Genomic DNA, 22275 nt, shown 5'->3' on the forward strand with positions numbered 1-22275 from the left:
ATCCCCCAAGAGCCCTTTATAATTTGCCCAAGATATTAAAAAGTGCTTAAAGATCAATAAGCTAAGTACGCAAAATACTTGGCAAATTACGGAAAACTAAAAACATGCCAGCCTACAAACGCGTTCTCCTTAAATTATCCGGTGAAGCCCTGATGGGCGATGATTCTTTTGGTATTAATCCGGTCACGATCGATGCCATGGTTGCTGAGATTGCCCAAGTGGTCAATAGTGGCGTAGAGCTTGCCATCGTTATTGGCGGTGGAAATATATTCCGCGGTGTTGCTGGTGGTGCTGCAGGGATGGATCGCGCTACTGCTGACTACATGGGAATGTTAGCAACCATGATGAACTCACTTGCCTTGCAAGATGCTCTGCGTCAAAAAGGGGTAGAGGCACGCGTGCAATCCGCTCTCAGAATGGATCAAGTGGTTGAGCCCTACATTCGCCCACGTGCAATTCGGGCAATGGGTGAAGGTAAGGTAGTGATCTTTGCTGCGGGAACTGGTAACCCATTCTTTACAACCGATACCGCAGCTGCCTTGCGTGGTGCAGAGATGGGCGTAGAGGTGATGCTCAAAGCAACCAAGGTTGATGGTATCTATAGTGCAGATCCAGTGAAGGATCCAACTGCCACTTTATACAAGACCATCACATTTGATGAAGCATTAATTAAAAACTTACAGGTCATGGATGCCACAGCCTTTGCTCTTTGCCGTGACCGCAAATTACCAATCAAAGTATTTTCAATTCTCAAGCCTGGTGCATTGATGCGCGTAGTGCAAGGTGAGCCTGAAGGTACTTTGGTACACGTTTAATAGGAGGCCTGATGTCTGCAGCAGAAATTAAAAACAATACCGATCAAAAGATGCAAAAGTCTCTTGAGGCTTTGAAAACCAATTTGGCCAAGATTCGTTCTGGGCGTGCTAACCCTGGAATTTTGGAACACATTCAGGTGGAGTACTACGGCAACCCAACACCATTGAGCCAAGTTGCCAGTTTGGGTCTCGCAGATGCTCGTACTATCAACGTTCAACCATTTGAAAAGACCATGGTTGCCGCTGTTGAAAAAGCCATTCGCGATTCCGATCTAGGTTTGAACCCCGCATCACAGGGTACTGTCATTCGTGTGCCAATGCCTGCTCTGACTGAGGAGCGTCGCCGTGAATTGACTAAGGTTGTGAAGAGTGAGGGTGAAGATACTAAGATTGCGGTACGTAATTTACGTCGCGATGCCAATGAGCATCTCAAGCGCTTAACCAAAGATAAAGAAATTTCTGAGGATGAAGAGCGTCGTGCAACGGATGAAATTCAGAAGATGACTGATAAAGCAGTGATCGATATCGATAAGATTATTTCTGAAAAAGAAAAAGAGATCATGACGGTTTAAGTACCCGATTGAATGTTTAGCTTCTTATGACCCAGCACATTAGTTCCACCAAAGATATTCCAGAGGTCAGCGCTATTCCTCGCCATGTGGCAATCATCATGGATGGCAATGGTCGCTGGGCAAGTAAGCGCATGATGCCTCGGGTTGCTGGCCATTCTGAAGGTTTGGGTGCGGTTCGCAAGATCGTGCAAGAGTGCCGCAGCATTGGCGTTGAGTATCTAACGGTGTTTGCATTCAGTTCTGAGAACTGGCGTCGCCCGCCAGAAGAAGTTGGTTTCTTAATGAAGCTATTTTTGAAATCGCTCAAGGGTGAAGTTTCACGTCTTGCTGAGAATGATATTTGCTTGCGCTTGATTGGGGATCTGAGCCGTTTTGATTCTGCCATTCAAGAGATGGTGCAGTTTTCTGAAGAAAAGACTGCAGGATGCAAAGCCTTAACTTTTACGATCGCTGCAAACTATGGTGGTCGCTGGGATATCCTACAGGCCATGCGTCGCTGCATGGAGGCTAACCCCAATTTAATGCCAGAACAGGTATCCGAGGAGCTTTTACAGCCTTATCTTTCAATGGCATATGCTCCAGAGCCGGATTTATTTATTCGGACCGGTGGAGAGCAGCGCGTGAGTAATTTCTTGCTGTGGCAGTTAGCGTATACCGAGCTGTATTTCACAGACGTGCTCTGGCCCGATTTTGATGAGGCTGAATTACATAAGGCGTTTGATTGGTTTAGTCAGCGCGAGCGTCGTTTTGGTCGTACCAGTGCTCAACTTGCATCGCAGGTCATGAGTGACGCAGTTTGATGCAAGTTGCTCATTAAAAGTATCCAGCCATGCTAAAAACCCGAGTTATTACTGCTCTTGTTCTATTGGCAGTGCTCTTACCGGTACTATTTTTATTGCCGCCGGTGTACATCGGCGCCTTCTTCTTGTTTGCTCTATTAGCTGCCGCATGGGAGTGGAGTCGATTGCTTGCCCCTGAGGCGAGCCGCGCAGCTTGGCTTTACGCCTTATTCTGTTTAGCGATCATTTTATTTTTATTGGGCATGCAAAACACTGCTTGGCAGTTTGCCTTGTTGCTCTTGGCAGTCCTTTTTTGGTTTTTTATTGCCCCTTTTCTGTTGGCGCGGGGCATGAATCTTTCATTAGAAAGATTGCGTCCTTTCTACGTCGTCCTCGGCTTAATCATATTGCCCGCAACTTGGTTTGCGTTGGTATTTTTACGTGAACTGGGCTTAGTATTTTTATTGAGCTCTATGGCCTTAGTTTGGATTGCTGATATTGGCGCCTATTTTGTTGGCAAGGCTTTTGGCAAGCGTAAGTTAGCGGTGCAAATTAGTCCTGGTAAATCAGTAGAGGGTGCGATTGGTGGACTGTTGCTTTGCTATTTCTACGCTTTACTTTGCGTGATCTATTTACCAGTTGACTCCACTTTATTTGGCGCTTGGGCAATTCGCTTTGGTTGGGTACCCATGTTTTTAATGGTCACTGCGCTAGTATCTTTTAGCATCTTTGGCGACCTATTTGAATCTCAACTCAAACGCTTGGCTGGTGTGAAAGATAGTAGCCACTTATTGCCTGGACATGGGGGTGTTTTAGATCGCGTGGATGCCTTGATTCCCACAATGCCCATCGCAGCATTACTAGCGGGATTTATTTAATGTCAGTGCGTCAAGTAGCAATTCTTGGATCGACCGGATCTATCGGCGTTAATACCCTTGATGTCATTCGTGCACATCCTGACCGCTTTCAAGTCGTCGCTCTTACTGCTGGTAAACAAGTAGATCGCTTGGCCGAGCAATGCGCTGAATTTCGTCCTGCGATTGCAGTGGTTTCTGATGCAGAAGATGCAGCTCGTCTCGAAAAGTTATTGTGCGATCAAAATATTGATACACAAGTGATGTATGGCCCTCAGGCATTGGTGAGTGCAGTTACAGAGTCTGGTTGCGATACGGTGATGGCTGCTATTGTTGGGGCAGCAGGCCTGGTGCCTACATTGGCTGCAGCTAAGGCTGGCAAAAGAGTATTGCTAGCAAATAAAGAAGCTTTAGTGATGTCTGGCAATTTATTTATGGAAGCCATGAAACTTGGTGGTGGAGAACTCCTACCAATTGACAGCGAGCACAATGCAATCTTTCAATGTCTTCCAGTTCAATTTACAAAAACGCCGCACTCTAGTTTAGGTGTTGAAGAGCTTTGGTTAACCGCCTCAGGTGGGCCTTTCAGAAATACGCCGCTTGAACAGCTAAATACGATTACGCCAGAGCAGGCCTGCGCACATCCAAACTGGGTAATGGGTCGAAAGATTTCAGTTGACTCAGCAACAATGATGAATAAAGGCCTTGAGCTGATTGAAGCATTTTGGTTGTTTGGTTTACCGCTTGAAAAGATCAAGGTTTTGATTCATCCGCAAAGTGTGGTGCACTCGATGGTTCGATATCGCGATGGATCTGTGATCGCGCAATTGGGTCAACCCGATATGCGCACTCCAATTGCTTATGGCCTGGCCTGGCCTGACCGGATTGATGCCGGTGTGGCGCCTTTAAGTTTGACCCAACTGGCTTCTTTGAGTTTTGCAGAGCCCGATTTAGAGCGCTTTCCCTGTTTAGCTTTAGCATTTGAGGCAGCAAAAGCTGGGGGTACTGCAGCCACAGTACTCAATGCTGCCAATGAGATTGCGGTAGCAGCATTCTTGGATGAGGGCTTACCTTATTTACAAATTCCGGCCATCGTCGAAAAAGTGTTGCATGCGATACCCGCTGTAAATGCCGACTCGATTGAGTTGATTTTGGATATTGATGAGCAAGCCAGGGCAGTAGCTCGCGAGCATGCGCAAGCCTCCATTAAGAACCATTAGGAATTAATGTGCAGGCTTTAATTACTCTTGCTGCATTTTTAGTTACCTTAGGTGTGCTTGTGAGCTTTCATGAGTTTGGACATTTCCTCGCGGCTCGCTTATGCGGTGTCCGCGTTTTGAAGTTTGTAATTGGTTTTGGCAAGCCCTTATTCACATATGTTGCTCGAAATAAAACAGAGTGGATCATTGCTGCTATCCCTCTAGGGGGCTATGTCAAATTATTGGATGGTCGAGATCGCCAGCAAACGATTGCACCTGCAGATGAGTCAGAGGCTTTTGATCAGAAGCCGCTTTGGCAGCGTTCTTTGATTGTGGCCGCCGGCCCCTTTGCAAACTTTTTCTTGGCAGTTATTTTGTTTGCCGTGATTTATGTTTCAGGAGCGCCGCAATTACCTGCAGTCCTTAGGGCCCCACCAGACAACTCAGTAGCCGCCAGTTTGGGGGTGATGGAGGGGGATCGCGTTATCGGGTGGCAGGCTCTATCTAAATCGGATTCTGTGCCCCTTTCTGGTGAATTTGAGCCTGTTCTTAGCTGGAATACTCTGCGCTGGACGCTCCTGGATTCTTTAACAGGGGGTGATGGATTTGCTCTAGAAATAGAAGCCCCAAATGGCGATCATTTTGTGAGGCGCTTCCAAGCCTCGGACTTGCCCCATGCCACCCCCGAGCAAGATCCAATGCTTGGTATAGGCATCTTACCCAAATCAACCCCCTTGGCGGAATGGGCTGAGCTCAAATTGGGCCCGATTCAAGCTGTGGAGTTTGCGGCTAAAAGGGTATGGCTGATAACCAAGGTCTCTGTGAGGCTAATGGCTGGAATATTGACGGGGAGTACCTCCCTAAAACAGCTGGGCGGCCCTTTAAGTATTGCTGATATGGCAGGCAAATCAGTCCAGGTGGGCTGGCAGCCATTTTTTGCCTTTTTAGCACTTATAAGCATTAGCATCGGCTTGCTTAATTTACTCCCTTTTCCAATGCTCGATGGGGGCCAGCTCCTGTATGATGCATGGGAGTTGGTCGCTGGAAAGCGGATATCGATTTCGATGCAGGAACAGTTCCAGAAATTGGGATTTTTGTTATTGATTTCGTTATCGCTTCTGGCCTTGTTTAATGATTTACAACGTTATTTTTCACCTTGAATTTTCTGACTCCCTCTTTTCGCATTTCCCTTCGCCTAATTGCACAGCTTTTATTGATTGTTGCTGCAGTTCTTGGCAGCGTGAATTCCTATGCTGCAGAATCATTTGTGGTGAAAGATATTCGCATTGAGGGATTACAGCGTGTAGAGCCTGGAACTGTATTTAGCTACCTACCTGTGCAAGTGGGCGATACCTTTACGGAAGAAAAAGGCACTGAAGCTATTAAAGCTCTCTACAGCACGGGTTTTTTCAGGGACGTGCAAATTCAAGCTCAGGGTGATGTTTTGATCGTGATCATTGAAGAGCGCCCCACGATCTCACGTATTGAATTTACGGGTATGAAAGAGTTTGATCAAGAAATTGTTCGAAAGTCTCTCAAGGCAGTGGGTGTCGCCGAAGCCCGTTTCTATGACAAAGCCTTAATTGATAAAGCAGAGCAAGAATTAAAGCGTCAGTATGTAGGTAAGGGTATGTATGCGGCTGAAGTGGTTGCTACTGTCACCCCGGTAGAACGTAATCAAGTAGCCATTTATTTCAATATTGATGAAGGCCCTGTTGCCAAAATCCAGGAAATTAATTTCATTGGGAATGAAGTATTCAGCGAAAGCACCCTTAAATCCCAAATGCAATTACAGACCGGCGGTTGGCTGTCTTGGTATAGCAAAGACAATTTGTATTCCAAGCAGAAACTAACAGCAGATTTAGAAACTATTCGCTCATATTATTTAAATCGTGGTTATCTTGAATTTGTGATCGAATCTACTCAGGTATCGATTACCCCAGATAAAAAAGGTGTTTATCTCACCATTAGTATTCGTGAGGGTAAAAAGTTCACCGTTAAGGATGTCCGAATAGCTGGCGATACTCTCGGCAAAGAAGCGGAATTTATGCAGCTAGTTGTCTTAAAGCCTGGCGATACGTTTTCTTCTGCAAAGCTCACTGAGAGTACCAAGGCGATCGCTGAAATTCTGGGAACCTATGGATATGCCTTTGCCACCATTAATCCACAGCCAGATGTGCGTCGAGATTTAGCTGAGGTCGACCTCACTTTAGTGGTAGATCCTGGACGCCGGATTTATGTTCGTAATGTGGCTATCTCTGGGAATGCTAAAACACGTGATCTCGTTATTCGTCGCGAGATGCGTCAGTTTGAGAGCTCTTGGTTTGATAGTGACAAGATTGAGCTTTCCAAGAAGCGTCTGGGACGCATGGGCTATTTCACTGAAACCGATATCACTACCGAAGATGTCCCTGGGTCACCCGATCAAGTAGACGTGAAGGTTCAGGTAAAAGAAAAACCAACGGGTGCAGTAACTATTGGTGCAGGTTTCTCTTCTACAGAAAAACTTATTTTATCTGCTGGCATCAATCAAGATAATGCATTTGGAACCGGTACATCTGTTGGCTTGAACTTTTCTATGGGTAAAGTTAATCAAAGTTTAGCCCTCTCAAACTACGACCCCTACTTCACAGAAGATGGTATCAGCCGCTACACTGATCTTTTTTATCGCTCATCAAAACCGCTTTATTATGTAGGTGACCCCAACTATCAAATCAAATCTGTAGGATCAAACATCAAATTTGGCGTTCCATACACCGAGGTTGATCGAGTTTTCTTTGGAACCGGTATTGAAGGTTATCAAATCCAGACCACTTCCAATACCCCAATTCCATATTTAACCTATGCCCAAAGTTATGGAGTACCTGCACCAGGTTATCCAGGTACAGTCACGACCTATAACGTGCCCTTGACGGTTGGATGGTCGCGAGATGGTCGCGATAGTACGTTGATTCCATCTGATGGGTCTTTGCAGCAACTGTCTGGTGAAGTGGGTACACCTGTAGGAAATATGACTTTTTATCGTCTCTATGGCCAGTACCAAAAATATCACTCCTTCTCAAGAGGCAATATTTTGTCTTTTAATGGCGAAGTTGGATATGGTCAAGCTTATGGAAATAATCCTTTCCCAATCACCAAAAACTACTATGTAGGTGGTATTGGATCGGTGCGAGGCTATGCCCCTGGATCACTAGGCCCAAATTATTACAACACCACTACGGGCAGCTACCAGCCTACTGGCGGCCAATCGAAAATTGTGGCTAACGTTGAGTACACGGTTCCGGTCCCAGGCTCAGGGGTGGATAAGACGCTGCGTACCTTTGCCTTTATCGATGGCGGTAATGCTTTCGGGCAAAACATGAATCTTGTATTAAATTACTCCTATGGTTTGGGTATATCATGGATATCACCATTGGGACCACTGAAATTTAGCTATGGTATTCCGTACAATGCGGCTCCAACAGCTAACGTTCAGCGGTTACAGTTCCAAGTGGGTACTGCGTTTTAATTACAGAAGGAATGTTTATGAAGTGCTCTCTATCTTCAAAATGGATTCAGTTAAGCTTAGTTGCAGTGCTTGCAACTTTTTCCGCAACTCAAGCATTTGCGCAAGATGCTGGAACTCGGGTGGCGGTCGTAAACTCAGAGAAAGTATTCAATGAGTCCAACCTCGCCAAAGCAATGCAGACACGTTTGCAGAACGAATTTACTAAGCGACAAAATGATTTGCGTGACAGCGCTCTAAAAATTAAGACAGCTGCTGAAAAGTTGGATCGTGATGGTGCGGTAATGAATGAAGCCGAGCGCGTTCGTCGCCAGCGTGAATTGGCTGACCAAGATCGTGAACTCCAACGTAAACAACGTGAATTTACCGAAGATCTTAATCAGCGTACATTTGAAGAGCGCGCAAAGATTGCTGAAAAAGCAAACTTAGTGTTACGTCAAATTGCTGAACAAAGAAAAATTGATGTCATTGTGCAAGAGGCGGCTTATGTTAACCCTAAAGCCGATGTAACTGATGATGTCATCAAGGCTTTGAATAGTCTCAAGTAAGTTTTATGCCCACCGCCATCGAGCTGGCCGAACAGTTTCAAGCAAGCTTGGTGGGGGAGGCTTCCTCCGTTTTTTCGGGTCTTGCGCCCCTAGAGCAAGCGCAAGCCAATCAAATCTCTTTTTTATCCAATCCGCTTTATCGCTTACAGGCAAGTGAGAGTTCTGCTGGCGCCTTAATTCTGAGTCAAGCGGACCTTGAGCATCTCAATCAAAACCCAAGTGCCAGCGCCATTAAGCGCGTTTATTTTGTTGCCAAAAATCCCTATGCAACTTTTGCCAGAATGGCTCAGTATTTTGCAAAAGTAAGTGCACCCATTTATGCGCCAGGAATTCATCCGAGCGCAGTCATCGACCCCAGTGTGAAAGTTCCTGCTACTTGTCATATTGGCCCCTTTGTGCAAATCAGTGCAGGCGTCCAGTTGGGTGAGCGCGTAGCAATTTTGGGGAATACTACTGTTGCTTCGGGGGCTAAGATTGCAAGTGATACTTTGATTTATCCGAATGTCTCGATTTACCACGGCACGCAAATAGGGGAGCGCAGCATTATTCATAGTGGAGCAGTGATTGGTGCTGATGGATTCGGTTTTGCGCCTGACTTTTCTGCAGCCGGTGGTGAGTGGGTGAAGATTCCGCAAACTGGCGCAGTGGTGATGGGCGATGATGTAGAAGTTGGTGCGTCTACTTCGATCGATCGGGGTGCGATGAGTAATACCGTGATTGGTTCTGGGACCAAAATTGATAATCAAGTGCAAATTGCACATAACGTTACAGTTGGCCATTGCTGTGTGATTGCTGGATGTGCAGCCATCTCGGGCAGCACAAAGATCGGTAACTTTTGCATCATCGGTGGCGCAGCCAATTTTGCAGGTCACCTGACGATTGCCGATAGAACTACCGTTTCCGGTAATACCTCGATTATTCGCTCTATTACCGAGCCTGGCCAACACTTCACGGGGGTCTATCCCTCTATGCTCCATAGCGCTTGGGAGAAAAATGCCGCTATTTTGCGTGGCCTAGATAAAATACGTCAGCGCTTGCGTTTATTGGATAAGAGCAAGAGCTGAGCCTAAGGCTCTTTGGTAATTAAATAACAATTTTTTAGTGGGTAACTTATGAGTACAGCCAATGCGATTGATATCAATAAGATTCTGAAATTATTGCCCCATCGCTACCCATTTTTGTTGGTAGATCGTGTGCTTGAGATCACGCCACAAGTCAGTATCACCGCCTTGAAGAATGTCACAATGAACGAGCCATTTTTTCAGGGCCATTTTCCAGATTTTCCAGTCATGCCTGGCGTTCTCATTATTGAAGCTTTGGCTCAAACAGCGGCCTTGCTGACTTTTTCAGAAGAGCGTCCTGAAGGGTCAATCTATTACTTTGCAGGTATTGATGGCGCACGTTTTAAAAAACCGGTACTGCCTGGCGATCAGCTCATCATGACTGCGACTTTGGAGCGTGGGCGCGCAGGTATCTATAAGTTTGCAGTGCAAGCAACTGTTGATGGCGAGATAGCTGCTGAAGCAAATATCACCTGTGCGGTTCGTACGAAAGGGGCATGATGACTCGAATTCATGCATCTGCAGTAGTTGATAGCAAAGCTGAGTTAGCTAATGATGTTGAGATTGGCCCTTATTCAGTCATTGGACCGAATGTCAAAATTGGGGCTGGCTCTAAGGTTGGCTCACATACTGTGATTGAAGGCCATACAACTATTGGGAAAGAAAATAACTTTGCGCATTTTGCTGCAATTGGCGGTGCTCCCCAGGATATGAAATACCGTGGCGAGCCAACGCAACTCATTATTGGCGATCGCAATACCATTCGAGAGTTCACAACGATCCATACGGGCACGGCTCAAGACGAAGGCATTACCCGCATAGGTAATGACAACTGGATCATGGCTTACGTTCATATTGCGCATGACTGCCAGGTTGGTAATCACACGATTTTTTCTAGTAATGCACAAATTGCTGGACATGTTGAAGTCAATGATTGGGCGATTATGGGTGGTATGTCGGGCGTGCATCAATTTGTGCGTATTGGACAGCATGCAATGCTTGGCGGTGCTTCTGCACTGGTGCAAGACATTCCCCCATTTGTGATTGCGGCAGGTGACAAAGCCTCTCCCCATGGAATTAATGTGGAAGGCCTCAAACGCAGGGGTTTCTCCAGTGAAACCATTACCGCTTTGCGTCAGGCTTATAAGGTTCTCTACAAAGACGGCCTGAGTTTTGAAGAGGCTAAAGTAGAAATCCAAAATATGATTGTGGCAAGCGCAGCAGATGCCATGACAGTAGAAAAACTGACACAGTTTCATGACTTTATTGCCGCCTCTACACGCGGCATTATTCGCTAAGGTCTGCTTTGCCTAAGTTAGCGTGTGTTGCTGGTGAACCCTCTGGCGATTTGCTTGCGGCACCGGTCCTAAGCGCCTTAAATCAAATCCCAGATATGGCAGGTCTCGAGGTCTACGGCATTGGTGGGCCCAGAATGCAGGCTGAAGGTATGCGCTCGAATTGGCCGATGGAAACTTTGAGTGTTCGGGGCTACGTTGAAGCAATCCAGCAACTGCCTGCAATCCTAAAACTTCGTAAAGAACTCATTCAAAATCTGACGCACGAAGGTCGCCCTGATGTTTACTTGGGAATTGATGCGCCAGATTTCAATTTAGGGGTAGAGCATGATCTGCGTAAGGCGGGTATTCCTACTTTGCATCTAGTATCACCATCGATTTGGGCTTGGCGGGGAAACCGCATCAAGAAAATTGCGCAAGCAGTTGATCGAGTGCTGTGCATTTTCCCTTTCGAAACTGAAATCTACGATCGTGCAGGAGTCGCCTCTACTTATGTAGGTCATCCGTTGGCCAGTGATATTCCACTTGAGCCCAATACTAATCAAGCTAGAGAAAAACTCGAACAACAATTAAAGATTCCTAGGCATTCTTTTGACGGAGTAGTGATTGCCGTATTGCCAGGTAGTCGTAGCTCTGAGATTGAGCTTATTGCACCTGTTTTTTTCGACACTATGCAATTACTTTCCAAGAAGCTCAAAGGGCAAAAGCTGCACTTTCTCATTCCAATTGCAACACCAAGACTGCGTGCACCACTTGAGAGTCTGCTCCTTAAAGCCAAAATGCATAATCCTGATATTGACATTCATTTGCTCGATGGCATGGCAGATGAGGTTTTGGAGGCATCCGACGTTGTTTTGATTGCCAGCGGTACGGCAACCTTACAAGCGGCCTTATGGAAAAAACCCATGGTGATTTCCTATAAGGTGCCTTGGCTCACTGCTCAAATTATGAAACGTCAAGGTTATTTACCGTATGTGGGCTTGCCTAATATTCTGTGTGGTGAGTTTGTTGTACCCGAGTTATTGCAAGATGACGCTACACCCGAAAAATTGGCTAATGCAATACAAGATTGGCTAGAGCATCCGAATCAGGTTGCTGAGCTGAAATCCCGTTTTACTCAAATGCATGAAACCTTACGCCGACCAACAGGCATATTGGTTGCCCAAGCAGTTGCGCAGACGATTAGCAATCATCGGAAACAGCGAGTAAATCCATGAGCATTATTTGGGTTTGCGGGGTAGATGAGGCAGGGCGTGGTCCGCTCGTTGGCGCTGTAGTAGCTGGCGCGGTAGTGCTTGATCCAGAAAATCCTATCGCGGGCCTGAGGGATTCTAAAAAATTATCAGCCGCACGCCGAGAATACCTCTATGAACAAATCATGGAGAAGGCAAAAGCTTGGGGTATCGGTCAAGCCAGCCCAGCAGAAATTGATCATATGAATATTTTGCAGGCCACTATGCTGGCTATGCGAAGAGCAGTTGAAGATCTTGCAACCCGTATGGGTAGTTGGCCAAATAAAGCGCTGATTGATGGTAATCGTTGCCCCGAACTGCCGATTGCTGCAGAAGCAATTATCAAAGGAGATGCAAAGGAGCCGGCAATTTCCGCAGCCTCTATCTTGGCCAAAGTGACGCGCGATCGTCAAATGCAAATCTTGCATGAACGTCATCCCCATTACGGCTTTGCCCAGCATATGGGTTATCCAACTGAAGCCCACTTTGCTGCATTAAAAGAATATGGCGCTTGCGAAGAGCATCGTAAAAGTTTTTCTCCTGTAAGAAAAGTGCTTGAGTTACAAACCCACTAAGTAATGAACTTCGATCTAATCACCTCCAAAGAGAATCCTTTATTGAAGGAGATTCGACTCTTACAAGCTACTGGAGCAAAAGGTCAGAAGACCAGGATAGCTAGCGGACAAGCCTTATTAGAAGGCATTCATTTGGTGCAAACCTGGGTTGGTGACCCAGCCCTGAAAACTTTACTGACTTCTGAAGTGGGCTTGCAAAATACCGAGATCTCCGTAGCGGTCTATGAGCATTTAGAAATTTGTCCCGATACTAAGGTATATCAATTGGATAGCGCTCTTTGGGATTTACTGAGCGATTTAGTTAATGCCCCGCATATTGCTGGCTTATTGGATTTGCCTAAATCATGTTTAACGCCTCCACAATCGGTTAACACTTTTGGCGGTGATGTTGTGATCTTAGATCGCATCCAAGATGCAGGAAATCTGGGTTCTATTCTACGAACTGCCGCAGCTGCGGGTTTTACTCAAGTGATAGCCTTATCGGGTTGCGCGCATATCTGGTCAAGCAAGGTGTTACGTGCTGGTATGGGGGCGCATCGCTTACTAGATTTATATGAGGGCTGGTCAAATCAGCAAGTGTTGAGTGCGGTAACTGCACCTTTACTTGCGGCAACAGCTGATGCAGAGCAAGACCTTTTTTCCCTCAAGAAAGAGCTGCTTCATCCGGTTGCATGGGTCATGGGTAGTGAAGGGCAGGGCGTATCACTAGACCTACTTGCTCAAGCTAAGGGGGTATCGATTCCGATTGACCCTAGAGTAGAGTCTCTCAATGTTTCAACTGCAGCAGCGGTCTGCTTATTTGAGACGATGAGGGTCAGACGTAGCTAAATCCCCCAACCTGATTTAACCCAGAATTGTTCTATCCGATTTAATCGCCTGCAAAACAGTGGTGGCGATTTCTTCAATCGATTTGCTGGTGGTTAAGACCCAAGGAATAGATTGTTTTTTCATCATTGCTGTAGCTTCATTAATTTCATATCGACAGTTCTCGAGCTTGGCGTAATTGCTCCCTGGGCGCCGCTCATTCCGAATCTCTGATAGCCGCTCGGCATCAATCATCAAGCCAAAGATCTTTTGCCGGTAGGGAACCAGATCTTTTGGTAGTTGGCCACGCTCGAAGTCCTCTGGAATCAGCGGATAGTTCGCCGCTTTCAAGCCGTATTGCATTGCCAAGTACAGGCTTGTTGGAGTTTTACCAACCCGTGAGATCCCAATCAGAATGACGTCAGCCTCGGCTAGGTTTTGGTTTGACTGCCCGTCATCGTGGGCTAGGGAATAATTAATGGCCTCAATCCGGTTTTTATAGGCCTTGGTATCTGCATTGTGGTGCAGGCGGTTCATGGCATGGGTTGATTTCATGCCCAGGGCGGCCTCGAGGGGCGCCACAAAAGTCTGGAACATATCCAGGATCAGCCCATTGGCTTTGGCAACGATGGAATTGAGTTCAACGTTCACCAAAGTGGTGAAAACAATCGGTTGTACCCCATATTTACTGAAAGCCTGGTTGATGCTACTCACGGCCTCATGGGCCTTATCGACGCTATCGACAAATGGGATCCGAATATGCTTAAAACTGGCCTCAAATTGGGCCAAAATTGACTGGCTGAAGTTCTCGGCGGTGATGCCGGTACCATCAGAAACAATAAAAACAATACGGGTTTCGGTAGACATGGATTTGGCCTAAAGGGTCAGGGTCAGCACTACAATAGGGTTTATTGAAGTATGCCCCATTTTGAGTGGCCGCTTGACCAGTTTCTTTATCTTTTGAGAGTATTTTATGTCCAACCAACAGCAACAAAATAGCAGCATGGCGGATGCCTATGTTTTACCATTTGAGCAGCTTCGGATGACAGATGTAGAGTCAGTCGGCGGTAAGAATGCATCACTAGGTGAAATGATTTCTCAGTTGGCTTCTACAGGAGTTCGGGTGCCAACGGGTTTTGCCACAACAGCATTGGCATTCCGTGATTTTCTACAGCACAACAATCTCACTGAGCGTATTCAACAGCGTTTAGAGGGTTTAAATATTGATGACGTGCGTGCACTTGCTGAGGCTGGTGCCGAGATTCGTCATTGGATTGAGACTGCACCGTTTCAACCTAAATTAGAAGAAGAAATTCGTAAAGCATTTGCTGTATTGGATGATTCCGGTAAAGGTTCTTTTGCTGTACGTTCGTCTGCTACCGCAGAAGACTTGCCAGACGCTTCCTTTGCTGGACAGCAGGAGACCTTCCTGAATGTGGAAGGTATTGAAGATGTCCTGAAGAAGATTCGCGAAGTCTACGCATCGCTATATAACGATCGCGCCATCTCCTACCGCGTACACAAGGGTTTTGCCCATGCTGAAGTTGCTTTATCGGCCGGTATTCAGCGAATGGTGCGCTCTGATCTGGGCGCCGCAGGGGTAATGTTCACCTTGGATACTGAATCTGGTTTCGACGATGTAGTTTTCATCACCTCTAGCTATGGCTTGGGTGAGACTGTAGTGCAGGGTGCCGTAAATCCGGATGAGTTTTATGTATTCAAAACAACATTAGCGCAAGATAAGAAGGCCATTATTCGCCGCTCATTGGGTTCTAAGCTCATTCAAATGCAATTTGCGCCTAAAGGTTCTGCTGAGAAAGTGCAAACAGTAGATGTCACCCCAGAAAAACGTAATCGCTTTTCTTTGGAAGATGCAGATATCACTGAGTTAGCTAAGTACGCTGTCATTATCGAAAAACACTATGGTCGTCCAATGGATATCGAGTGGGGTAAGGATGGTCAAGATGGCCGTATTTATATTCTTCAAGCTCGTCCTGAGACGGTAAAGAGTCAAGCAGCTGGTCAAGCGGAGATGCGTTACAAGCTTAAGGGTAGCTCTAAGGTGCTAGCTAAGGGCCGCGCAATTGGTCAAAAAATTGGTGCAGGTCCAGTGCGCATTATTCGTGATCCAAGCGAGATGGATCGAGTTCAGCCCGGCGATGTATTGGTAGCTGATATGACAGATCCGAACTGGGAGCCAGTTATGAAGCGTGCTTCTGCGATTGTGACTAATCGTGGTGGCCGTACTTGTCATGCAGCGATTATTGCTCGTGAATTAGGCGTACCTGCGGTAGTCGGCTGCGGTGACGCTACTGATCAATTGCAAGATGGCATGATGGTGACGGTTTCTTGTGCGGAGGGTGATGAGGGTCATATTTATGATGGTCTGATCGAGATGGAAGTAACCGAAGTATCTCGTGGTGTATTGCCTGAGATTCCGGTAAAGATCACTATGAATATTGGCAATCCTCAGCTGGCTTTTGATTTCTGCCAAATTCCGAATGCAGGCGTTGGTCTTGCTCGTCTTGAGTTCATTATCAACAACTACATTGGCGTGCATCCACGTGCTGTGTTGGAATATCCGAATATTGATCCAGACCTCAAACGTGCTGTTGAGAGCGTTGCTCGCGGTTATGCAAGCCCACGACAGTTTTATGAAGATAAGCTGGTTGAGGGCGTGGCAACAATTGCTGCCGCTTTCTATCCAAAGCCTGTGATCGTGCGTTTATCTGACTTCAAATCCAACGAATACAAGAAATTGATTGGTGGATCACGCTACGAGCCGGATGAAGAGAACCCAATGCTTGGTTTCCGTGGCGCATCACGCTACGTTTCTGAGGATTTTGGTGAGGCTTTTGCTCTGGAGTGTGCCGCAATGAAGCGTGTTCGTGAGGACATGGGCTTGGATAATGTCGAGATTATGGTGCCATTCGTACGCACTATTAATCAGGCGAAACGTGTCATCGATATGATGGAGAAGTTTGGTCTCAAGCGTGGCGTTAATGGTCTTCGCCTCATCATGATGTGTGAGATTCCGTCGAATGCTATCTTGGCCGATCAATTTCTGGAGTACTTTGATGGCTTCTCCATTGGATCTAACGATATGACCCAATTAACCCTGGGCTTAGATCGAGACTCCGGCATGGAATTGCTGGCTATTGACTTTGATGAGCGCGATCCTGCAGTTGAGTTCATGATTGCACGTTCGATTGATGCCTGCCGCAAGCAGAACAAGTATGTTGGCATCTGTGGCCAAGGCCCATCAGACCACCCAGACTTTGCGCGTTGGTTAGTCGAGAAGGGTATTACATCAATCTCATTGAACCCAGATAGCGTAGTAGAAACCTGGGAAATGTTGGGTAAGAACTTAAAGGCCTAAGCAAGTCATTCAGTAGTGCAGTATGTAAAAAGGCCTAGATTCAATCTAGGCCTTTTGTTTTACTTCCCCACTTTTTTCTTGGGAGTTGCTTTTTTGGTTATGACTTTCTGAGCGGGCTTGCTTGTTTTAGTAGATAACCGAGATTTGGCAAGAGTGGTTTTGCTTGGTGGATGATTGATGGGTACGGCCCCCATTTTCTTGGCTGGAATAGAGATGTCGCTCGACTTATTGGCGCCGCTCCAGCTTGGCTCAGCAATCGAATTGAAAGCCTCTCGAAGCTTTTCTCCCCACGAGCGATGAATCATCGCAAAATAGGGATTGGAGTCATCAATGGTAACTAACTTGCTTGCTACAAAAGAGTTCTTCTCATAGACCAGCATATCCAAAGGTAGGCCCACAGAAATATTACTCTTGAGCGTCGAGTCCATGGAGATCAAGGCACATTTTGTTGCCAAGTTAAGGGGTGTGCTGAAGTTTAAGACACGATCCAAAATCGGTTTACCGTATTTAGATTCACCAATCTGAAAGTAGCAAGTCTCGGGCGTCGCTTCAATAAAGTTCCCTGCGGAGTAGATATTAAAAAGACGCGGCTTCTCACCTTTGACTTGGCCGCCAAAAATCATATTGCAATTGAATTCCAACCCAGATTGTTCAAGAGCCAAGTGATCACGCTCATAGACTTTTTTAATGGCATCCCCAACAACAACAGCAGCCTCATAGCAGCTCTTGGAGGTCCAGAGATTTTTGCCGTTAATGAGCTCACCTTGTTGAAGAATTTCTTTGACAGATTGCGTAATTGCTAGATTTCCAGAACTCATAAATGCAAAAAAACGATCATTGTTTTTTTGGAAGACAGTCATTTTTCTGAAGGTGCCGATCTGATCAACACCTGCATTTGTTCGGGTATCCGATAGAAACACCAAGCCGTCTTTTAAACAGAGTCCAACGCAATACGTCATACTAAAATCCCCTAGAGCCTTGAATAATTTCTTGGAATTATCTCTTAATTATCGAAAACGGCTATGAAGGCAGTTGTTGAATAGAGATACTGGCGCTGAGTTCTTCACCGCCACCGCCTGAACGCACCCCTTTTACTGGGGCTGCTGAGTAGTAGTCCCGACCAATAGCCAAGCGAATATGGCGAGCATCGATGAGGCAGGCATGGGTAATGTCTACGCTAATCCAAACACCTTTATCCAGGTCACTGCAAAAGTCGATCCAAGCGTGACTCGCTAGATTGGGTGACTCTTCAGCAAAGAAATAACCGCTGACATAGCGGGCTGGAATATTAGAGGCGCGACACAACCCAAGCATGATGTGAGCATGATCTTGGCATACGCCAGATTTCATGGCAAAAGACTGGGCAGCTGTAGTTGCAAAGTTGGTTTGACCAGGCGAATACGTAATCAACCCCTGAATAGCTTCAGCTAATTTAAGTACTTGATCAACTGAATTTTTTTTCGGAAGACTGTATGAAAAATAATCCAGCATTTCTTCGGTAGGTTCAGTGAGATGGGTTTGCTGAAGCAGGTAATACGGCGATATGGCTTTAGGATCATCAATGAACTCAAAAGCATCTTGGGTATGTACTTCGCCTTCTGCCTCGATCATCATCGAGGTGTAAGGGCTTTCTTGGACAAAAACATTGCACTGATTACCAAAGGCATCTGTTGAATTGCTAGCTTTAATGGGGGTGCTGATTTTCCATCGATTAATCTCCTGGCCCACTACGGAAGGCGGAGTGAGGCGCAGCTCCTGAATAGAGTAGCGCACAGGAGTTTCATAACGATATTCAGTGCGATGCCGAATTTTTAAGTGCATATTCTTTGCTAAATCTCAGTTAGTTGCTAATGGAATGAGGTAAGCGCTACTGAACTCATCGGCAATATAGTTAATGCGCTCTAAGAATGACTCAATAAACTCTTCTAAACCCTGTTCAAATACTTCATCAATGTCAGAAAAATCTAGGCTTGCCTTGAGCTTTCCAAGCAGGCGCTCAATCTCTTTAGATTGTTGATTTTTCACTTCAGAGAGCAGAGGAATCAGCTCATTGACACAGCACACCAAAGACCTTGGCATTTGTTTATTGAAGATGAGGAGTTGTGCAACCTGTTTAGGCGTGACTTGATCTGAATAGATTTGCCGATAGATCTCGAATGCAGACACTGAACGTAACAATGCTGCCCAGTGATAAAAGTCAAAGAACTCTCCATGGGTTCCTTCCTCCAAGACTTTTGCGGGGTTGAGAACTTTCAGTGTTGCTGGGTCTTCGTACTTTGTTTCCAAAATACGTGCCGTGTTGTCGGCGCGCTCAAGCAGCGTGCCCACATTAATGAAGTAGAAAGCTTCATTTTTGAGCATGGTGCCATATAGAACGCCTCTGAAGAGGTGGCAACGGTGCTTAACCCACTCCAGTAATCTACTGGGATCAGATTGATGTCTAGCCTCTAGAATGCGTTGCAATTCTAGCCAAGTAGTATTTTGGGTTTCCCATACTTCAGAGGTGATCTTGCCCCGAATAACGCGCGCATTTTCACGGGCGGCGAATAGACAAGAAACGATGCTGGAAGGATTGCTGGTCTCATAGATCATGAAATCTAAGACATTTTCACGATTGACGATATCGTATTGACTATTAAACGCATCTTCTAACTTAGAAATCGTCAGCAATTTTTTCCAGCTTTGTTCTAAGAACTCAGCAGGCTGAGGAAGTAGGGAGGTTTGATGGTTGACGTCCAACATACGCGCAGTATTTTCTGCACGCTCTGTGTAACGAGCCATCCAATAAAGACAATCAGCGGTGCGACTTAACATGTTTGCTCTTATTCCTCTTACTCTTCTAATACCCAGGTGTCTTTAGTGCCGCCACCTTGTGAGGAGTTCACTACTAAAGAACCCTCTTTGAGGGCTACCCTTGTTAAACCGCCTGGCACCATCTTGATGGTTTTTCCAGAAAGTACAAAAGGTCGTAAATCGATATGTCTTGGAGCTACGCCGGACTCTACAAATGTTGGGCAAGTAGAGAGAGCCAAGGTCGGTTGAGCGATGTATTTATCTGGATTTGCAATTAGATGCACCCTAAATTCTTCTATCTCTGCTTTGGTGGAGGCTGGGCCAACTAGCATCCCGTAGCCACCAGCACCATGCGTTAATTTCACAACAAGCTTTTCTAAGTTTGCTAGGGTGTAAGCTAAATCATCTGCCTTGCGACACTGGAAAGTGGGAACGTTATTCAGAATCGGCTTTTCACCAAGATAGAACTCAATCATCTCAGGTACGTATGGATAGATAGATTTGTCATCGGCAATACCTGTACCTATGGCATTGGCCAAAGTCACATTGCCAGCGCGATATGCGGAAAGCAAGCCCGCTACTCCTAAAGTAGAATCCGAGCGGAATGCCAATGGATCCAAGAAGTCATCATCAACGCGGCGATAGATCACATCTACTCGCTCAGGACCTTGAGTGGTGCGCATGAAGACCTGCTCGTTCTTCACAAACAAGTCCTTGCCTTCAACAAGTTCAACGCCCATTTGCTGGGCTAGATAGCTATGCTCAAAGTAGGCTGAGTTATACATGCCTGGTGTGAGTACCACTACATTGGGCTTCTTAACATCATCCGGCTTAACGGACTTTAAACATTCCAAAAGAAGATCTGGGTAATGCTCTACGGGAGCAATTCTATATTTTTGAAATAGATCCGGAAAGAGACGCATCATCATCTTACGGTCTTCTACCATGTATGACACACCTGAGGGAACCCGCAAGTTATCTTCTAGAACGTAGAACTCACCTTCACCTGCTCGCACAATATCAATACCAGCAATTTGTGCATAGATGTCACGTGGCACGCTGACGTTACGCATCTCTGGTCGATATTGCGCATTGTTAAAGATTTGCTCAGCAGGAACAATACCTGCCTTGATAATATTTTCATCGTGGTACACGTCATAAATAAAGCAGTTCAGTGCTTTAACGCGTTGACGTAAGCCAGCCTCTAATTGCTCCCATTCTTTCGCAGTGAAAATGCGCGGCACCTGATCAAATGGAATAGTTCTTTCGGAGCCAAGGTCATCTCCATAAACAGCGAAGGTAATGCCTACTCGCCTAAAAATAAGATCGGCTTCGGCACGCTTGAGACCCATGAGGGTGTCGCTTTGCTGCTTAAGCCACTCATGGAAAATTTTGTAGTGGGGACGCGCTTTGCCTGCGGCGTCGAGCATTTCGTCAAAAGGCAATTTCATAGCTATAAAACTAAAGCCTTTAAAAGATTCTGTTGGGCGGATTTGAAGCAGCTTGGTGCTATATTGCACCTTATTAGTGCATAAATGCTCGGGGAGTCAGAAATTTCCCTTGGGGCTCAGTCTACTGCACTTTTGGCAGATTTAACCGTTGAGATCACCTCTGGCGATACGTCCTTTTTGAACTTCCCATTCCCGTTCTTTGGTGGCGGCGCGTTTGTCATGTTGCTTCTTGCCCCTGGCCAGCCCAATTTCGCACTTCACATTACCCTTCGAGAAGTGCAGATTGAGTGGTACCAGGGTATAGCCCTTTTGTTCAACCTTGCCGATGAGTTTGCGAATCTCAATTGCATTCAGGAGTAATTTTCGTGTACGGGTACTGTCTGGAACAATATGGGTGGAGGCTGAGAGTAGTGGGGTAATGTGGCAGCCAATCAGGAAAAGCTCCGCCTGGCGAATGACGACATACGCTTCTTTGACGTGCACGCGACCTGCTCGGATGGCTTTGACTTCCCAGCCTTCCAGCACAAGCCCTGCCTCAAAGCGCTCCTCGATAAAATAATCGAAGAAGGCTTTTTTGTTATCGACGATACTCATAGTTATTTAGCTTCCAAGATCGATTATGGCAGACGTCTATAAGACCGTTTTAATTGGCCAATCAGCCGACCGCATGTATGGCTTGGTGACAGATGTGGCGCGTTATCCCGAGTTTTTGCCTTGGTGCGGCGGCGTAGAGATCTTTGAGCAGACTGAGACTGTTCTGGATGCCAAAATTAATATTCAGTTCAAGGGTATTACCCAGTTTTTTCATACTCGCAACATCAATCACCGCCCAGAAACGATTGATATGGTCTTTGTAGACGGCCCTTTCAAGCATTTTTCAGGACAGTGGAATTTCATCCCCTTAAGGGAGGATGCCTGTAAGGTGGAATTTAAGCTCCATTGGGAATTCAAGAGCGCCATTCTGGATAAGATCATTGGCCCTGTCTTTGGCCATATTGCCGGCACCTTTGTCGATTGCTTTGTGAAGCGCGCTGAAGAGCTCTATGGCTAAGCAAACCTTGGATCTCTTGCTATGCGATGCAAGGCAGGGTGAGCCTGTCATGAGGCCAATTCAACTGCAAATGAATGAGGATGAGTTGCCTACTGTGGGGCTTGCGCTCGTTCATGCGGGAATTGCGACAGGTGAGGATGATCCAGTCTTATCCAGAAAGGGCAGTTTTGGGGTCTTTGGCAAGCGCAAGGATTGGGATAGCCCCATTTACTCTGGAGATCGCTTGGAGCTCTATTCTCCGCTGCTAATAGACCCAAAGACCGTCCGGCGGAAGAAGGCGAATCAGAGTCAGGATGCCAAATTCCAGGCTGCCGCAGCCAAAAGAAAGGCTAGGAGGCTATAATCTGTTTTTGCGACTAGGG

23 protein-coding genes are annotated in these 22275 nt (G+C 46.2%); 17 read left to right on the forward strand and 6 right to left on the reverse strand.

Annotation, left to right across the window (positions count from 1 at the left end):
• Positions 1-104: 104 nt before the first annotated feature.
• Genes pyrH through C2757_RS02685 form a run of 14 tightly spaced genes read left to right on the forward strand, consistent with a single transcriptional unit; the run spans position 105 to position 13263 of the window.
• Complete coding sequence (gene pyrH / locus C2757_RS02620; protein ID WP_215375770.1) at positions 105-815, forward strand: UMP kinase; 711 nt, start codon at positions 105-107, stop codon at positions 813-815.
• An 11-nt stretch (positions 816-826) separates the two neighbouring features.
• Positions 827-1387, forward strand: a complete 561-nt coding sequence (gene frr, locus C2757_RS02625) for a ribosome recycling factor (RefSeq protein WP_215375772.1) — start codon at positions 827-829, stop codon at positions 1385-1387.
• A gap of 26 nt (positions 1388-1413) precedes the next feature.
• Entirely contained in the window at positions 1414-2187 is a 774-nt protein-coding gene (gene uppS, locus C2757_RS02630) for a polyprenyl diphosphate synthase (RefSeq protein WP_215375775.1), read from the forward strand.
• 29 nt (positions 2188-2216) lie between these two features.
• Entirely contained in the window at positions 2217-3044 is an 828-nt protein-coding gene (locus C2757_RS02635) for a phosphatidate cytidylyltransferase (RefSeq protein WP_215375778.1), read from the forward strand.
• Positions 3045-3049: 5 nt separating this feature from the next.
• Entirely contained in the window at positions 3050-4240 is a 1191-nt protein-coding gene (gene ispC / locus C2757_RS02640; RefSeq protein ID WP_215376801.1) for a 1-deoxy-D-xylulose-5-phosphate reductoisomerase, read from the forward strand.
• Between the two features lie 8 nt (positions 4241-4248).
• The gene (locus C2757_RS02645; protein WP_215375783.1) at positions 4249-5379 is read left to right on the forward strand and encodes an RIP metalloprotease; all 1131 of its coding nucleotides are present in this window, start codon (positions 4249-4251) and stop codon (positions 5377-5379) included.
• Positions 5380-5384: 5 nt separating this feature from the next.
• Positions 5385-7727 carry an outer membrane protein assembly factor BamA gene (bamA, locus tag C2757_RS02650; RefSeq protein ID WP_371817037.1) on the forward strand — a complete coding sequence of 781 codons (2343 nt, stop codon included), beginning with the start codon at positions 5385-5387 and terminating at the stop codon, positions 7725-7727.
• A 17-nt stretch (positions 7728-7744) separates the two neighbouring features.
• Positions 7745-8272 (forward strand): OmpH family outer membrane protein, encoded by a 528-nt coding sequence (locus C2757_RS02655; RefSeq protein ID WP_215375785.1) that lies wholly within the window; start codon positions 7745-7747, stop codon positions 8270-8272.
• A 5-nt stretch (positions 8273-8277) separates the two neighbouring features.
• Positions 8278-9336 carry a UDP-3-O-(3-hydroxymyristoyl)glucosamine N-acyltransferase gene (lpxD, locus tag C2757_RS02660; RefSeq protein WP_215375788.1) on the forward strand — a complete coding sequence of 353 codons (1059 nt, stop codon included), beginning with the start codon at positions 8278-8280 and terminating at the stop codon, positions 9334-9336.
• Positions 9337-9384: 48 nt separating this feature from the next.
• Positions 9385-9834, forward strand: a complete 450-nt coding sequence (gene fabZ / locus C2757_RS02665; protein WP_215375791.1) for a 3-hydroxyacyl-ACP dehydratase FabZ — start codon at positions 9385-9387, stop codon at positions 9832-9834.
• Complete coding sequence (gene lpxA / locus C2757_RS02670) at positions 9834-10631, forward strand: acyl-ACP--UDP-N-acetylglucosamine O-acyltransferase (protein WP_215376807.1); 798 nt, start codon at positions 9834-9836, stop codon at positions 10629-10631. The genes fabZ and lpxA overlap by 1 nt, the downstream gene beginning before the upstream one ends.
• A gap of 8 nt (positions 10632-10639) precedes the next feature.
• The gene (gene lpxB / locus C2757_RS02675; protein WP_215375793.1) at positions 10640-11845 is read left to right on the forward strand and encodes a lipid-A-disaccharide synthase; all 1206 of its coding nucleotides are present in this window, start codon (positions 10640-10642) and stop codon (positions 11843-11845) included.
• Positions 11842-12435 carry a ribonuclease HII gene (gene rnhB / locus C2757_RS02680; protein ID WP_215375796.1) on the forward strand — a complete coding sequence of 198 codons (594 nt, stop codon included), beginning with the start codon at positions 11842-11844 and terminating at the stop codon, positions 12433-12435. Before lpxB ends, rnhB begins: the two co-directional genes overlap by 4 nt.
• 3 nt (positions 12436-12438) lie before the next feature.
• Positions 12439-13263 (forward strand): RNA methyltransferase, encoded by an 825-nt coding sequence (locus C2757_RS02685; RefSeq protein WP_215375799.1) that lies wholly within the window; start codon positions 12439-12441, stop codon positions 13261-13263.
• 15 nt (positions 13264-13278) lie between these two features.
• Here the strand turns inward: C2757_RS02685 and C2757_RS02690 are convergent, their stop codons facing one another.
• A complete protein-coding gene (locus tag C2757_RS02690) occupies positions 13279-14106 on the reverse strand; it encodes a pyruvate, water dikinase regulatory protein (RefSeq protein ID WP_215375802.1) in 828 nt (275 codons plus the stop codon).
• 106 nt (positions 14107-14212) lie between these two features.
• Between C2757_RS02690 and ppsA the strand changes: the two genes are divergently transcribed.
• Positions 14213-16618: a phosphoenolpyruvate synthase gene (ppsA, locus tag C2757_RS02695; RefSeq protein WP_215375805.1), complete on the forward strand. Its 2406-nt coding sequence runs from the start codon at positions 14213-14215 to the stop codon at positions 16616-16618.
• Between the two features lie 59 nt (positions 16619-16677).
• On the opposite strand, the gene C2757_RS02700 is transcribed toward ppsA, so the two are convergent.
• From C2757_RS02700 to smpB, 5 genes are all read right to left on the reverse strand, one after another.
• Complete coding sequence (locus C2757_RS02700; protein WP_215375808.1) at positions 16678-17577, reverse strand: peptidase; 900 nt, start codon at positions 17575-17577, stop codon at positions 16678-16680.
• A gap of 61 nt (positions 17578-17638) precedes the next feature.
• A complete protein-coding gene (locus tag C2757_RS02705) occupies positions 17639-18439 on the reverse strand; it encodes a transglutaminase family protein (protein ID WP_215375811.1) in 801 nt (266 codons plus the stop codon).
• A 15-nt stretch (positions 18440-18454) separates the two neighbouring features.
• Positions 18455-19432: an alpha-E domain-containing protein gene (locus tag C2757_RS02710; RefSeq protein WP_215375814.1), complete on the reverse strand. Its 978-nt coding sequence runs from the start codon at positions 19430-19432 to the stop codon at positions 18455-18457.
• A gap of 17 nt (positions 19433-19449) precedes the next feature.
• On the reverse strand, positions 19450-20862 hold the full coding sequence (locus tag C2757_RS02715; protein WP_215375817.1) for a circularly permuted type 2 ATP-grasp protein: 1413 nt from the start codon (positions 20860-20862) through the stop codon (positions 19450-19452).
• Positions 20863-21003: 141 nt separating this feature from the next.
• Positions 21004-21456 (reverse strand): SsrA-binding protein SmpB, encoded by a 453-nt coding sequence (gene smpB, locus C2757_RS02720; protein ID WP_215375820.1) that lies wholly within the window; start codon positions 21454-21456, stop codon positions 21004-21006.
• 25 nt (positions 21457-21481) lie between these two features.
• Between smpB and C2757_RS02725 the strand changes: the two genes are divergently transcribed.
• Together C2757_RS02725 and C2757_RS02730 are read left to right on the forward strand one after the other, a co-directional pair.
• Positions 21482-21913 carry a type II toxin-antitoxin system RatA family toxin gene (locus C2757_RS02725; RefSeq protein ID WP_215375822.1) on the forward strand — a complete coding sequence of 144 codons (432 nt, stop codon included), beginning with the start codon at positions 21482-21484 and terminating at the stop codon, positions 21911-21913.
• Complete coding sequence (locus C2757_RS02730; RefSeq protein ID WP_215375825.1) at positions 21906-22256, forward strand: RnfH family protein; 351 nt, start codon at positions 21906-21908, stop codon at positions 22254-22256. Before C2757_RS02725 ends, C2757_RS02730 begins: the two co-directional genes overlap by 8 nt.
• Positions 22257-22275: the final 19 nt, after the last annotated feature.

The sequence above is a fragment of the Polynucleobacter sp. MWH-Svant-W18 genome, assembly GCF_018687495.1.
Lineage (GTDB): Bacteria > Pseudomonadota > Gammaproteobacteria > Burkholderiales > Burkholderiaceae > Polynucleobacter.

What these genes read in the sequence shown, in the direction of transcription:
- C2757_RS02690 (WP_215375802.1), bottom strand. Translation starts at nt 14,106, where the DNA reads ATGTCTACCGAAACCCGTATTGTTTTTATTGTTTCTGATGGTACCGGC.
- C2757_RS02685 (WP_215375799.1), top strand. Translation starts at nt 12,439, where the DNA reads ATGAACTTCGATCTAATCACCTCCAAAGAGAATCCTTTATTGAAGGAG.
- lpxD (WP_215375788.1), top strand. Translation starts at nt 8,278, where the DNA reads ATGCCCACCGCCATCGAGCTGGCCGAACAGTTTCAAGCAAGCTTGGTG.
- lpxA (WP_215376807.1), top strand. Translation starts at nt 9,834, where the DNA reads ATGACTCGAATTCATGCATCTGCAGTAGTTGATAGCAAAGCTGAGTTA.
- C2757_RS02700 (WP_215375808.1), bottom strand. Translation starts at nt 17,577, where the DNA reads ATGACGTATTGCGTTGGACTCTGTTTAAAAGACGGCTTGGTGTTTCTA.
- smpB (WP_215375820.1), bottom strand. Translation starts at nt 21,456, where the DNA reads ATGAGTATCGTCGATAACAAAAAAGCCTTCTTCGATTATTTTATCGAG.
- pyrH (WP_215375770.1), top strand. Translation starts at nt 105, where the DNA reads ATGCCAGCCTACAAACGCGTTCTCCTTAAATTATCCGGTGAAGCCCTG.
- C2757_RS02705 (WP_215375811.1), bottom strand. Translation starts at nt 18,439, where the DNA reads ATGCACTTAAAAATTCGGCATCGCACTGAATATCGTTATGAAACTCCT.
- C2757_RS02730 (WP_215375825.1), top strand. Translation starts at nt 21,906, where the DNA reads ATGGCTAAGCAAACCTTGGATCTCTTGCTATGCGATGCAAGGCAGGGT.
- C2757_RS02725 (WP_215375822.1), top strand. Translation starts at nt 21,482, where the DNA reads ATGGCAGACGTCTATAAGACCGTTTTAATTGGCCAATCAGCCGACCGC.
- uppS (WP_215375775.1), top strand. Translation starts at nt 1,414, where the DNA reads ATGACCCAGCACATTAGTTCCACCAAAGATATTCCAGAGGTCAGCGCT.
- rnhB (WP_215375796.1), top strand. Translation starts at nt 11,842, where the DNA reads ATGAGCATTATTTGGGTTTGCGGGGTAGATGAGGCAGGGCGTGGTCCG.
- C2757_RS02635 (WP_215375778.1), top strand. Translation starts at nt 2,217, where the DNA reads ATGCTAAAAACCCGAGTTATTACTGCTCTTGTTCTATTGGCAGTGCTC.
- ppsA (WP_215375805.1), top strand. Translation starts at nt 14,213, where the DNA reads ATGTCCAACCAACAGCAACAAAATAGCAGCATGGCGGATGCCTATGTT.
- frr (WP_215375772.1), top strand. Translation starts at nt 827, where the DNA reads ATGTCTGCAGCAGAAATTAAAAACAATACCGATCAAAAGATGCAAAAG.
- fabZ (WP_215375791.1), top strand. Translation starts at nt 9,385, where the DNA reads ATGAGTACAGCCAATGCGATTGATATCAATAAGATTCTGAAATTATTG.
- C2757_RS02655 (WP_215375785.1), top strand. Translation starts at nt 7,745, where the DNA reads ATGAAGTGCTCTCTATCTTCAAAATGGATTCAGTTAAGCTTAGTTGCA.
- C2757_RS02710 (WP_215375814.1), bottom strand. Translation starts at nt 19,432, where the DNA reads ATGTTAAGTCGCACCGCTGATTGTCTTTATTGGATGGCTCGTTACACA.
- C2757_RS02715 (WP_215375817.1), bottom strand. Translation starts at nt 20,862, where the DNA reads ATGAAATTGCCTTTTGACGAAATGCTCGACGCCGCAGGCAAAGCGCGT.